This is a genomic window from Paenibacillus sp. XP01 (assembly GCF_057364885.1).
The window spans coordinates 6,088,001-6,101,730 of the sequence record NZ_CP139481.1; the positions used below are offsets into that span (position 1 = coordinate 6,088,001).

Annotated in this window: 5 protein-coding genes, 11 tRNA genes and 3 rRNA genes; all 19 read right to left on the reverse strand. The window is 49.1% G+C overall.

What is annotated here, in order from left to right:
• Nucleotides 1–42: 42 nt before the first annotated feature.
• The 19 genes from SNR34_RS27485 to SNR34_RS27575 all read right to left on the reverse strand — a co-directional run bounded on the left by SNR34_RS27485 (nt 43) and on the right by SNR34_RS27575 (nt 13,616).
• Nucleotides 43–657, reverse strand: a complete 615-nt coding sequence (locus SNR34_RS27485; protein WP_236421521.1) for a zf-HC2 domain-containing protein — start codon at nt 655–657, stop codon at nt 43–45.
• Nucleotides 658–788: 131 nt separating this feature from the next.
• Complete coding sequence (gene sigW, locus SNR34_RS27490; protein ID WP_236421520.1) at nt 789–1,355, reverse strand: RNA polymerase sigma factor SigW; 567 nt, start codon at nt 1,353–1,355, stop codon at nt 789–791.
• A gap of 224 nt (nt 1,356–1,579) precedes the next feature.
• The gene (ppc, locus tag SNR34_RS27495; protein WP_236421519.1) at nt 1,580–4,372 is read right to left on the reverse strand and encodes a phosphoenolpyruvate carboxylase; all 2,793 of its coding nucleotides are present in this window, start codon (nt 4,370–4,372) and stop codon (nt 1,580–1,582) included.
• 669 nt (nt 4,373–5,041) lie between these two features.
• Nucleotides 5,042–5,112: transfer RNA gene (locus SNR34_RS27500), tRNA-Gly, on the reverse strand.
• A 12-nt stretch (nt 5,113–5,124) separates the two neighbouring features.
• Nucleotides 5,125–5,198 (reverse strand) — tRNA-Pro (locus tag SNR34_RS27505).
• A gap of 8 nt (nt 5,199–5,206) precedes the next feature.
• Nucleotides 5,207–5,283 (reverse strand) — tRNA-Arg (locus SNR34_RS27510).
• Nucleotides 5,284–5,288: 5 nt separating this feature from the next.
• Nucleotides 5,289–5,363: transfer RNA gene (locus tag SNR34_RS27515), tRNA-Gly, on the reverse strand.
• 10 nt (nt 5,364–5,373) lie between these two features.
• A tRNA-Leu gene (locus SNR34_RS27520) sits at nt 5,374–5,454 on the reverse strand.
• Between the two features lie 874 nt (nt 5,455–6,328).
• Nucleotides 6,329–6,404, reverse strand: a tRNA-Lys gene (locus SNR34_RS27525).
• Nucleotides 6,405–6,419: 15 nt separating this feature from the next.
• Nucleotides 6,420–6,494, reverse strand: a tRNA-Gln gene (locus tag SNR34_RS27530).
• A gap of 12 nt (nt 6,495–6,506) precedes the next feature.
• A tRNA-Val gene (locus SNR34_RS27535) sits at nt 6,507–6,579 on the reverse strand.
• Between the two features lie 122 nt (nt 6,580–6,701).
• A tRNA-Glu gene (locus tag SNR34_RS27540) sits at nt 6,702–6,773 on the reverse strand.
• Between the two features lie 8 nt (nt 6,774–6,781).
• Nucleotides 6,782–6,854 (reverse strand) — tRNA-Thr (locus tag SNR34_RS27545).
• A 3-nt stretch (nt 6,855–6,857) separates the two neighbouring features.
• Nucleotides 6,858–6,933: transfer RNA gene (locus SNR34_RS27550), tRNA-Asn, on the reverse strand.
• A gap of 79 nt (nt 6,934–7,012) precedes the next feature.
• Nucleotides 7,013–7,129: ribosomal RNA gene (gene rrf, locus SNR34_RS27555) — 5S ribosomal RNA — on the reverse strand.
• A gap of 75 nt (nt 7,130–7,204) precedes the next feature.
• Nucleotides 7,205–10,253, reverse strand: a 23S ribosomal RNA gene (locus tag SNR34_RS27560).
• Nucleotides 10,254–10,533: 280 nt separating this feature from the next.
• Nucleotides 10,534–12,085 (reverse strand): 16S ribosomal RNA (locus tag SNR34_RS27565).
• Together the 16S, 23S and 5S rRNA genes with 6 tRNA genes alongside form the textbook arrangement of a ribosomal RNA operon.
• Nucleotides 12,086–12,574: 489 nt before the next feature.
• A complete protein-coding gene (locus SNR34_RS27570; protein WP_236421428.1) occupies nt 12,575–12,805 on the reverse strand; it encodes a hypothetical protein in 231 nt (76 codons plus the stop codon).
• A 193-nt stretch (nt 12,806–12,998) separates the two neighbouring features.
• A complete protein-coding gene (locus SNR34_RS27575) occupies nt 12,999–13,616 on the reverse strand; it encodes a stage II sporulation protein M (RefSeq protein WP_486180626.1) in 618 nt (205 codons plus the stop codon).
• Between the last annotated feature and the right edge of the window lie 114 nt (nt 13,617–13,730).

The following is a 13,730-nucleotide window of genomic DNA, read 5'->3' on the forward strand; positions in this document are numbered from 1 at the left end:
GAGGTACCTGCCTGGCATTTTACCATGAACGAATTTGCCGACCTAGCGATAGGCCACTTCATTCACCATATTGGTTATTTTGTACCAGAACCAGTCGAGTGCTTGATCAATGCTTTTGACCTGACCGGAAATATGAGCCGTCGACGCCTGATACAGCTGTCCATCAATCACCGTCAGATTGCCATTCACTTCACCGTACACCTGGGCGGTTCCATTTTCTATTGTAAGATCGCCCGCAATTGACTTGCCTTCCGGAACAATAACCTTATTGCCTTCAATGACAATCTGGTCCAGATTCTTGCCTTTAACGACCATTTCGTTATTTTGATTCCAGAAACTCCAAGCGCTAAAGAGCATCACGACCAAAAAGAAGGCTGCCGCCGTCAGCGCAGGATGTCCTTTGATCCATTTGAACCATTTCTGCTGTCTTTTAGGCTGGGGCAGAGCGTTCATAATCCGATTGGTCAGCTCATCCGAGGCAGACGGCGAATAATGTTTCATGGCAAAGAGCAGCATTTCCGTCTGTTCCAACTCTTTAAAGCGCATGCGGCACTCTGAACAGGTGATAAGGTGACTTTTCAGTTCAACCTTCTGCGCCGGGGACAACGACTCATCCAAACATTCATGCATTAAAGAGACGGCCGAGTTGCAATCCATATGAGAGCCAATCCTTTCTTCAATCACTTAGTCCATGCCCCTGTAAGAAGCAGGCATAAGACTTGCACACATTACATACGTATCCGATTCGGATATGTTTCAAAATAATTCGCCCAAAAAAATGCTGCGAATTATAACTTGAATTCCAGTTTTTTACGCAAAAATTCCCGGCCCCGATGAACGCGCGTCTTGATCGTTGTTACGGGCATGCCGGTGACATCGCTGATTTCCTGCAGCGACAGGTCCTGTAAATATCTCAATACCATGACCGACTTGTACTTGGCCGGAAGACTGTCAATCGCTTCGCGGATCAGTGTTTGTGTCTCGGAAAGCAGAGCTTCGCTCTCCGGCGTTCGATCATCGCTTGGGAGCATGGCATAGCCGTCGGTTCCCTCTTGATCATTCAATTCCGCATCCAAGGAAAACGACGGCTTCTTCCTGCGCAATCGGTCGATGCACAGATTGGTAGCTATACGATATATCCAGGTTGAGAACTTTTGGTTGGGATCATACTTTTCCATATTACGGAACACGCGCAAAAAGGTTTCTTGTACAACGTCTTCCGCTTCATGTCTATTGCTCAGCATGCGGTATGCCAAATGAAACAGTTTGTCCTTGTATAATTCTACGATTTCTGCAAAGGCCCGCTGGTCACCCTTAAGCACCAGCTTGACGAGCCTGTTCTCCAAATTGTCCACCTATATTCCCCCAGACATGCTGATGGGTTTTCCGTCTTCTGATACCCGTCCACACTTGTAATTCACCAATCAAATCGTAAATCAACTTTGGTCAAAAATCAAGACTGTGTCCGCAATTATCCGTTAAAAACAGTAAAAAACGGGAACTCCCTAAGGAGTCCCGTTTCCCCCTCCTTATGGAAAGGAAGGATTGAACCATTTATTAGATCATCGATATTTCCAAATCAGCCGGTGTTCCGAAGTCCGGCTGCGATTCCGTTAATGGTCAACAGCACTTCACGCAGCAGTTCCGCATCGTCGTCGCCACGTTCACGCAGTTCTCTCAGTTCGCTGAGAAGCTGCACTTGCATATAGGACAACGGATCGACGTAAGGATTACGCAGTCTGATGGATTCTTGAATCACCGGCACGTCGTTCAAAATTTCGGTTTCGCCGGTAATTTTCAGAATCAAATCCTTGGTCAAATTAAACTCGGCTTCAATCAGGCCATAGATGCGGTCACGCGCTTCTTTGTTGGAAGTCATGGCCGAGTATTCCTTGGCGATGACGAGATCCGCCTTGGCCACTGCCATTTGTACCGTATCGATCAATGTCCGGAAGAACGGGAAGTTTGCATACATGTCTTTCAGAACAGCCAAATTCTCTTCTTTGCCCTGATAATAGCTTTGCAGTCCTGTTCCCGCCGCATACCACGCCGGCAGCAGATAACGGCTTTGCGTCCATGCAAACACCCACGGGATCGCTCTCAGATCCTCGAACTTGTCGCTGTTTTTCCGTTTGGATGGACGGGAACCGATGTTCAGTTCGCCAACCTCAGGCAGCGGCGTCGATTCTTTGAAGAAAGTGAAGAAATCCGGGTCGCGGAAAATCAGATCCTGATATTTGCGCAGCGACACCTCGGAAATATCCTTGATGATGCTGTCCCAATGACGCTCGGATGCCGATTCCTGCGGTTCCAAACTGTTCAATGCAGCAGTAATCAGCGCAGATGTTGCTTGTTCCAAACTGCGGTAAGCGATCCCTTTCAAGGAATAACGGGACGAGATGACCTCGCCTTGCTCCGTAATCTTGATGCCTCCGCCAATCGTATGCGGCGGTTGGGCCAGAATACTGCGGTTCAGCGGCATACCCCCGCGGCCAAGCGCTCCACCGCGGCCATGGAAGAACTTCAGCTTCACGCCGTGTTCATTGCCCACCTCGGTAATGGCGTTCATCGCTACCCGCAGTTCCCAGTTGGCGGTCACTACGCCGCCGTCCTTGTTGCTGTCCGAATAGCCGAGCATGATCTCGTGCAATTCGTTCCGCGCGCTTACGCTGGCACGATATACAGGAAGCTTGAACAGCTTCTGCATAATGTCGGATGCTGCATGCAGATCGTCAATGGTTTCGAACAGCGGCACTGCCTGAAGGGTAGATACGATCTTACCGTCGCTTCCTTTCTGGAAGAGGCCGACTTCTTTCGCAAAAACCATCACTTCCAGCAGGTCGCTTGCCCCTTGGGTCATACTGATCAGGTAACTGGTAATGCATTCTGTGCCGAACTCGTTCTGTGCACGCTTGATCGTGCGGAATACGTCCAGACACTCCTTTGTTCCCTCGGTGTATTGATGATATGCAGAAGTCAGCGGACGCGGATCTTCAAGCAAACGGGCCAGCAGATCCACTTTGCCGTCTTCCGTAAGGCGTGCATAATCTTCAACCACATTCATTTTGGCCAAAATCTCGGCCATCGCATTTTCATGCTCCTGGCTATGCTGGCGCACATCCAGCGCTGCCGTATGGAAACCGAATAGTTCCACTTGGCGAATCATTTTGCGAACCGTGGTATCTGCCACGTAATCGGCGAAATGATGACGCAGGCTGCGGTCGATGATCATCAGATCGGCGATCAGCCCTTGTGCGTTATCATAGCGGTCAGGTTGACCGATTTTGTTTTCATCAAGCACATTGTTGAGCTTGGCGATCATGTAGGCCAACTTGATGCGGTATGGCTCCTTCTCGTTGCGCCAAATGTCGACCTTTTTCAACGTAACGTGTTTGCGATCCTCTTCAATGGATTGCAGCAATTCATCGGATACATTGATGATGTTCGTGCTGAAACTGAGATGGCCCATCAGTTCGATCATGATCCGCTGGTACTCGCGCATCGCGAGCTTGCGCTGCATGAGCAGCGTTTGCCACGTTACGTCTGAAGTTACCGATGGATTTCCGTCCCGGTCTCCCCCAATCCAGGAACCGAAGCGCAAATACGTCGGTACATGCCAGTTGTGGCCAGGGTAATATTTTTGCAGGCAGCGTTCAAGCTCCTGATATACGTCCGGAAGTACGTGGAACAGCGTTTCGTGAAAGTAATACATCCCGTTGCGGACTTCATCAAGCACGGTCGGCTTGCGGTCCCGAAGCTCATCGGTCTGCCACAAGGTGATGACCTCATTCAGCAGCTTTTCTCGCAACTGTTCACGTTCACGCAACGTCAGCGTAGGATTATCAAGCAGCATGACGTCTTCAGAAATCCGTTTATGAATATCCAAAATGACGCGTCGCATAGCTTCTGTAGGGTGAGCCGTCATAACCAACTCCAGAGACAGTTCCTCCAGAATCTGCTCGACTTCCGTATGAGACAGCCCGCGCTCTTTCAGATCCTGAACGGCCTTTTCGATTGATCCAGGCTGCACGCTGTCCCCAGCAGAACGCTCATAATCCCGCTTGCGCCGAATCCGATGATTTTGTTCAGCGATGTTCACCAATTGAAAATAAATCGCAAAAGCCCTGATTACCTGATGACGGTTCTCCGAGTCTAATTCCTGGATCATCGTTTTGAACTCTGCATAGAGCTCTGGCAAAAATTCTGCGCGCAAAGATTTGCTGGTTTCCCGAATTTTCTCAACGACATCAAGAAGTTCCGTGCCGCCTTGATGGACTAGAACTTCTCCAAGTATGTTGCCCAGGAACCGCACGTCTCGCCGAAGCAGGTTGTTGGACTGGCTTTTGCTGGCGGTTACCATAGTTTCAGTCATGCTTATCCTCCCATCTGATCGTTCGCTTTCGTACACGAAAATTTGACACCTTCATAACATCATACAATAAAACGTTACGAAAATCTTTACTTTTCTACTAGAAAAAAAGGGGGTTTTCCTTGATTTCTAGCATAAAAACACGCTTTTTTATTCATTTTCTTGCTCTGCTTCGACATATGGGGCGGGCCCTTCTGCATGAACCATTTTTCACATATAAACCACACATGGGCAGATTCATTTTCATGCCAAAAAAATTATAAATATGCAATCTAGAAGCACGTTCCTTGTGCTCACCATATGCAGCTGGAAAATCCGTCGTCCCTGAAGCAGGAGTATATCCAATGAAACCTGACCGGCAAAGCAAGCTTTTGTATACTTTATCACAGTGATGCAATAAATTAAAGAGTCTTTTTTAATTTTTTTGCTTGTTGGGGATGGATTCAGTAGAAATTAGAGCCAGCACTTTGGACGGATCAAAGTCTATTTTGCATGTCCAGCAGCATCTTCATACACTGGAAATCCAAAGGACTGGGGATATGTTGCCACAACTTTGTTAACTCTTTGATGGACAATACGAAGTAAAGGAAGGATCACGGTCATGAACAAACTCATGCGAGGAAAACTAAAAACGATGATCTTCTGCTATGCAGAAGATCATCGTTTTGCTGAAGCGGGTGATGGGAATCGAACCCACGCTACCAGCTTGGAAGGCTGGAGTTCTACCATTGAACTACACCCGCAAATCATTAAAATCGGGATGACACGATTTGAACATGCGACCCCCTGGTCCCAAACCAGGTGCTCTACCAAGCTGAGCTACATCCCGATATGAAATGGCGCGCCCTGAGAGATTCGAACTCCCGACCTTTTGATTCGTAGTCAAACGCTCTATCCAGCTGAGCTAAGGGCGCATATTTGGAGCGGACGACGGGAATCGAACCCGCGACCCTCGCCTTGGCAAGGCGATGCTCTACCGCTGAGCCACGTCCGCTTAATAAGGATGCGCGTGGAGGGACTTGAACCCCCACGTCAAAGACGCTAGATCCTAAGTCTAGTGCGTCTGCCAATTCCGCCACACGCGCATATCGAAGCCGAACATTTGATGCAAGGCTTTCACCTAACTGTAATTACGTTGTTTTTCGATCCAACGTATCTCGTTAGCGACAAGAATGATCTTACCATATAATACGTATATGAGTCAAGCATTTACGCAAAAAAATCTTTTTTTTCATTCTCCCCCCCTTTTTTGAATGTCTGTCGTGTGTATCTCTTTTAGACTTACTCCTGTCCCGTCCCACCAAATGATTACAGACGTAACTCTTAAAACCTATAGTAAGCCTCCTAAATAGGCTTCTAAACCGTTCCATCGGCTTAGAGCATTTCCCCATATAGATTGAAGCAAATTACTTTAAAACGGCAATCTTGAGCCTCTCCGCTGCATGTTGTCTCCTTCTCTGGTTTTACTCCAATTCAGAGAACCTTTGTCATGTCAAATGAAATACGGTAACTTACCTGGTTGTTGACGTCAGACTTGTTCAGAACCGCGTTACCGGAAAGAAGAGCGCACACCCTGTGATAGTTGTTATGCTTAGAGCTAAGCGAGCCCTGTGGTTCCATGGCGGTCTTAGAAGAAGACTAGCCTCATCTGCCGCAGCTGCTCGGCTAAGATGTCGTACCACTCTTGACTCCCGTTTGTTGATAGAAAGCAGTTCTTTGAAATAGTCAGTGATTCTTTATCCCTGGATCGTTTATAACCGAAAATGCTGGCCGATTACACGTGGACAGGGAGACTCATTCGTGCTTTTTAATTGTCTACAGCGCTGCTAACCATAAACAATCAATCTAAAAGATGCAAACATATATCAAAAAGGCCCACTATTCATTCGCAAAAGTGAGCCAAAATAAAAAAAACACCCTCATTGCATTCCGCAAGAACATGTTTTGAATGGATATAACTGGTGAGCCATGAAGGACTCGAACCTTCGACACCCTGATTAAAAGTCAGGTGCTCTACCAACTGAGCTAATGGCTCTCACTGAAGTTAAAATGGCTGGGGATATAGGATTTGAACCTATGCATGACGGAGTCAAAGTCCGTTGCCTTACCGCTTGGCTAATCCCCAATAACAAAATGATGGAGGCTGAGGGGTTCGAACCCCCGACCCTCTGCTTGTAAGGCAGATGCTCTCCCAGCTGAGCTAAGCCTCCATAATACTATGACCCGTAGGGGATACTCTCACTTCGTTCGAGACTGCGAAGTCTAAGCTAACGAAGTTATCCTCCGACGAACCTTTGGGGTTCTCACCCCTTTTATTGCAATGGAATTACAATGACCCGTAGGGGATTCGAACCCCTGTTACCTCCGTGAAAGGGAGGTGTCTTAACCCCTTGACCAACGGGCCTTATTCAAAGCTCTCAACCGGGATCGAACCGGTGACCTCATCCTTACCATGGATGCACTCTACCTACTGAGCTATGAGAGCAAATGGCTCCCCGAACAGGACTCGAACCTGTGACAACTCGATTAACAGTCGAGTGCTCTACCAACTGAGCTATCAGGGAATATGGTGCATTTGCATACGCAAATGCAATTCATCGTACAACGTCAACATATTGTTTTCTATGTATGATGAAAGAGTTCGCTTGGCGGCTTCCTACTCTCCCAGGACCCTGCGGTCCAAGTACCATCGGCGCTAGAGGGCTTAACGGTCGTGTTCGGGATGGGTACGTGTGGAACCCCTCCGCCATCGCCACCAAACGATTTTTCACTCAGAGATTGCTCTCTGAAAACTGGATTCGAAACGAAATCTGCGATCTTAGAACCTGCATTTCTTTGGATAAGCCCTCGACCGATTAGTACTGGTCAGCTCCATGCATTGCTGCACTTCCACCCCCAGCCTATCTACCTCGTCGTCTTCAAGGGGTCTTACATACTGGGAAATCTCATCTTGAGGGGGGCTTCACGCTTAGATGCTTTCAGCGCTTATCCCGTCCGTACATAGCTACCCAGCGGTGCTCCTGGCGGAACAACTGGTACACCAGCGGTACGTCCATCCCGGTCCTCTCGTACTAAGGACAGCTCCTCTCAAATTTCCTACGCCCACGACAGATAGGGACCGAACTGTCTCACGACGTTCTGAACCCAGCTCGCGTACCGCTTTAATGGGCGAACAGCCCAACCCTTGGGACCTACTTCAGCCCCAGGATGCGATGAGCCGACATCGAGGTGCCAAACCTCCCCGTCGATGTGGACTCTTGGGGGAGATAAGCCTGTTATCCCCAGGGTAGCTTTTATCCGTTGAGCGATGGCCCTTCCATGCGGTACCACCGGATCACTAAGCCCGACTTTCGTCCCTGCTCGACTTGTAGGTCTCGCAGTCAAGCTCCCTTATGCCTTTGCACTCTTCGAATGATTTCCAACCATTCTGAGGGAACCTTTGGGCGCCTCCGTTACTCTTTAGGAGGCGACCGCCCCAGTCAAACTGCCCACCTGACACTGTCCCCGTACCCGATTAGGGCACCAGGTTAGAACCTAGATACGATCAGGGTGGTATCCCAACGGTGCCTCCACACAAGCTGGCGCTCATGCTTCTCAGGCTCCCACCTATCCTGTACAGATCGTACCCAAATTCAATATCAAGCTGCAGTAAAGCTCCATGGGGTCTTTCCGTCTTGTCGCGGGTAACCTGCATCTTCACAGGTATTAAAATTTCACCGGATCTCTCGTTGAGACAGCGCCCAAGTCGTTACGCCATTCGTGCGGGTCAGAATTTACCTGACAAGGAATTTCGCTACCTTAGGACCGTTATAGTTACGGCCGCCGTTTACTGGGGCTTCGGTTCACAGCTTCGGGATAAATCCCTAACCGCTCCCCTTAACCTTCCAGCACCGGGCAGGCGTCAGCCCGTATACTTCGCCTTACGGCTTCGCACAGACCTGTGTTTTTGCTAAACAGTCGCTTGGGCCTTTTCACTGCGGCCCCCTCGTGCTATTCACACTACCGGGGCACCCCTTCTCCCGAAGTTACGGGGTCATTTTGCCGAGTTCCTTAACGAGAGTTCTTCCGCGCGCCTTAGAATTCTCTTCTCGCCTACCTGTGTCGGTTTGCGGTACGGGCACCTTCATCTGGCTAGAGGCTTTTCTTGGCAGTGTGAGATCATGACCTTCGCTACTGTAATTTTCACTCCCCATCACAGCTCAGCCTTACGGTTAGCGGATTTGCCTACTAACCAGCCTCACTGCTTGGACAGGCATCCATCAGCCTGCGTCACTACCCTACTGCGTCCCCCCATCGCTCGTAACGATTTACGGTGGTACAGGAATTTCGACCTGTTGTCCTTCGACTACGCCTTTCGGCCTCGCCTTAGGTCCCGACTTACCCTGAGCGGACGAACCTTCCTCAGGAACCCTTAGGCTTTCGGCGGATCAGATTCTCACTGATCTTTTCGTTACTCATACCGGCATTCTCACTTGTATGCTCTCCAGCGCTCCTTACGGTACACCTTCAACGTACATACAACGCTCCCCTACCCCTGGATCGACTTCACTCCAGCTTCGAAGCCCTGTGTTTATCCCCTGGGAAGCATTTGGTCATTCAAGATTATTTCTCTTGCCTGACAAAAATGTCCTAATGGTAAACACCGCCTCAAAGAAGCAGTGAAGTCGATCCAAGCCATAGCTTCGGTGGTGTGTTTAGCCCCGTTACATTTTCGGCGCAGAGTCACTCGACCAGTGAGCTATTACGCACTCTTTCAATGGTGGCTGCTTCTAAGCCAACATCCTGGTTGTCTGTGCAACTCCACATCCTTTCCCACTTAACACACACTTGGGGACCTTAGCTGATGGTCTGGGCTGTTTCCCTTTTGACAATGGATCTTAGCACTCACTGTCTGACTCCCGGAAGTAAGTCTATGGCATTCGGAGTTTGACTGAGCTTGGTAACCCTTGCGGGCCCCGCACCCAATCAGTGCTCTACCTCCACGACTCTGTTTTCCGAGGCTAGCCCTAAAGCTATTTCGGGGAGAACCAGCTATCTCCGAGTTCGATTGGAATTTCTCCGCTACCCCCACCTCATCCCCGCACTTTTCAACGTGCGTGGGTTCGGGCCTCCAGTGCGTGTTACCGCACCTTCACCCTGGACAGGGGTAGATCACCCGGTTTCGGGTCTACGTCCACGTACTATGTCGCCCTATTCAGACTCGCTTTCGCTGCGGCTCCGGCTTCTCACCTTAACCTTGCACGGGAACGTAACTCGCCGGTTCATTCTACAAAAGGCACGCCATCACCCCTAAAATGGGCTCTGACTTCTTGTAAGCACACGGTTTCAGGTTCTATTTCACTCCCCTTCCGGGGTGCTTTTCACCTTTCCCTCACGGTACTGCTTCACTATCGGTCGCTAGGAAGTATTTAGCCTTGGCAGATGGTCCTGCCGGATTCATACGGGGTTTCACGTGCCCCGCACTACTCGGGATCCGTCTCGGAGGGAGCAGACTTTCAATTACAGGGCTTTTACCTTCTATGGCGGGCCTTTCCAGACCTCTTCGTTTAACCGGCTCCTTTGTAACTCCATGTGAGACGTCCCACAACCCCAGAGAGCAAGCTCTCTGGTTTGGGCTGTTCCGCGTTCGCTCGCCGCTACTGACGGAATCACTATTGTTTTCTCTTCCTCAGGGTACTTAGATGTTTCAGTTCCCCTGGTATGCCTCTCCTGCCCTATGTATTCAGACAAGAGTAACTGGGTATTACGCCAGCTGGGTTTCCCCATTCGGACATCCCCGGATCAAAGCTTGCTTACAGCTCCCCGAGGCAGTATCGTTGTTCGCCACGTCCTTCATCGGCTCCTAGCGCCTAGGCATCCTCCGTGTGCTCTTAGTAGCTTAACCATGTTACTCGTAAAGAGTAAGATGCAATCTACCGTTTTATTGAAACTTGTTTTGACACAAGTTCAGCTAAAAGGAATGTTCTAATTCGCATTTTTCGTTTCGATATCCAGTTTTCAAGGAACAATCTCGTTTGCTTTCGGGCCGTTCACGGAATGTGTCGGTCGAAAGTTACGAGCATGTGTTTGAGAGTTTGAACTCTCAAAACTGAGCAACGAGTGAGTAAGTTTGCAGCTGAGCTGCTTATTTGAATGTCTTCATCGCAGAAGACGATTCTCCATAGAAAGGAGGTGATCCAGCCGCACCTTCCGATACGGCTACCTTGTTACGACTTCACCCCAATCATCTACCCCACCTTCGGCGGCTGGCTCCTTGCGGTTACCCCACCGACTTCGGGTGTTGTAAACTCTCGTGGTGTGACGGGCGGTGTGTACAAGACCCGGGAACGTATTCACCGCGGCATGCTGATCCGCGATTACTAGCAATTCCGACTTCATGCAGGCGAGTTGCAGCCTGCAATCCGAACTGAGACCGGCTTTTTAGGATTAGCTCCACCTCGCGGCTTCGCAGCCCGTTGTACCGGCCATTGTAGTACGTGTGTAGCCCAGGTCATAAGGGGCATGATGATTTGACGTCATCCCCACCTTCCTCCGGTTTGTCACCGGCAGTCACCTTAGAGTGCCCACCCGAAGTGCTGGCAACTAAGATCAAGGGTTGCGCTCGTTGCGGGACTTAACCCAACATCTCACGACACGAGCTGACGACAACCATGCACCACCTGTCTCCTCTGTCCCGAAGGAAAGGTACATCTCTGTACCGGTCAGAGGGATGTCAAGACCTGGTAAGGTTCTTCGCGTTGCTTCGAATTAAACCACATACTCCACTGCTTGTGCGGGTCCCCGTCAATTCCTTTGAGTTTCAGTCTTGCGACCGTACTCCCCAGGCGGAATGCTTAATGTGTTAACTTCGGCACCAAGGGTATCGAAACCCCTAACACCTAGCATTCATCGTTTACGGCGTGGACTACCAGGGTATCTAATCCTGTTTGCTCCCCACGCTTTCGCGCCTCAGCGTCAGTTACAGCCCAGAGAGTCGCCTTCGCCACTGGTGTTCCTCCACATCTCTACGCATTTCACCGCTACACGTGGAATTCCACTCTCCTCTTCTGCACTCAAGTCATCCAGTTTCCAGTGCGATCCGGGGTTGAGCCCCGGGATTAAACACCAGACTTAAATGACCGCCTGCGCGCGCTTTACGCCCAATAATTCCGGACAACGCTTGCCCCCTACGTATTACCGCGGCTGCTGGCACGTAGTTAGCCGGGGCTTTCTTCTCAGGTACCGTCACCTTGAGAGCAGTTACTCTCCCAAGCGTTCTTCCCTGGCAACAGAGCTTTACGATCCGAAAACCTTCATCACTCACGCGGCATTGCTCCGTCAGGCTTTCGCCCATTGCGGAAGATTCCCTACTGCTGCCTCCCGTAGGAGTCTGGGCCGTGTCTCAGTCCCAGTGTGGCCGATCACCCTCTCAGGTCGGCTACGCATCGTCGCCTTGGTGAGCCGTTACCTCACCAACTAGCTAATGCGCCGCAGGCCCATCCTCAAGTGACAGATTGCTCCGTCTTTCCAGTTCTCTTCAGGCGAAGAAAACAAGTATTCGGTATTAGCTACCGTTTCCGGTAGTTGTCCCAAGCTTGAGGGCAGGTTGCCTACGTGTTACTCACCCGTCCGCCGCTAAGCATCAAGGAAGCAAGCTTCCTATCAACTCCGCTCGACTTGCATGTATTAGGCATGCCGCCAGCGTTCGTCCTGAGCCAGGATCAAACTCTCCAATAAAGATGAATTTCGGTCACGAGGTTAATCGTGATGAAAATCATCTGAGGTATTGAAAAGAGCGATTAGCTCATTTTGAATCTGACGATATAAAATATCTCAATGTCGCTCCGGTTTTTATACAGTCATACGACATGTACCAAAAACCTTCGCATTACTCACTCGTTGTTCAGTTTTCAAAGATCAAACTTCGTTATATTCGCCCTCGCTGTTTTTCAGCGGCGACTTTTATAATATAACACATTCAGAACTTCTTTGCAAGAACTTTTTTTTCCTATTTTTCATAGAAAATCATCTTGCTAGAAAAACGAATTCCTAAAAAGGAACGAATGTTAATTTATCATATGCTCCGCCAAAGGTCAACCCTTTTCGGAATATTTCTTCCCTGCTTCTCCAAAAAACTTATATATACGGAGGCGTGCCCTACGATCCTGTGCAAACACCTCCGCCTGCCTGACAAAACCGTGAAACTATTTCCCCTTCTCCTAAGCTTCATGATTTGAAATTTTTAACCTTGCCGCCTCTCGCATATTTGGACAACTCTTTGGGAGGTGCGAACCTTGCATACATGCGGAACACCGTTTTGTATCGGCTTGCAATCGCGTATTTGATTTCCTGGTCAAGTCGGTGATCACTTAAGTCAAACAGCATTTCATCCAGCTCTTTGCGTAAAACATAGTCCAATTCCTTGCATTCCTTATCGTTAAACAGCATACCCAGCATTAGAGTTCTCCTTTTTCAGCATATGGATAGTTATGTCATCTCTCGCCTTTCCCGCAAACAAAGGCATTCTATTTGACAACGCGGCGTCAGCAGCGGTTGTCGTTCCTCACTGAAGATTTATTGTAACTGCTGGCACCCGTTTTATTGTTATGGTCAACTTTCAGAAAAATTATGAATGTAATTGCATACAAATTTATCCACGCACAATGCTATACGTAATCGTGCTCTCTATAATGGCGGCAATAAATAACAGAATAACAATCCAACATGAAGCGGCTATCGTCATACGCAGAAATTGTGCCCATTGCCGACCGGTCTGTTGACGTTTCTGGCCGCCAAGCTGAATCAAACTACGCAGCGCCAATCCGCCAAATTTCAGCCCAAATGCGCAGGCAATAATAATTACAGGTATTTCGATAATGCCATGAGGCAGCAATCCTTTAACAACGATATCGAACAGACTTGCACCATTACTCGTCGTAACATTAACGAGAAATCCGATCACCATCCCATTAATCAGGAGAAAAACCACTGGCAATATTCCAAAGAAAATACCGGCATATATGACCAGCACACTTTTAATGGCATTGTTGAAGAAAATGAACAAGAAAAAGTTCCACTGCACGTTGCCCCCTTGCTCCAATTGCTCACTGGCTTCGCGCAAGCCCCTGATCTGCCCCAATAATACATCTTCAAGCGCTCCCGTACTGATCCACCCAATACCGATTCCTGCGGCAAACAATATGAACGACCATACAATCGCGCTCCGAATGGAGCCCATACCTTCTAGAAAGGTGCTGAATTTAAACATGAATACCTCCTGCGAATTCTATTTTTTTCGAATTTGTACGTAAACAACCTTCCGGCTTAAAGAATAACTGGGCGGTACGAGCATACATTGAAAAGTAAACAAGCATTTCTTAGG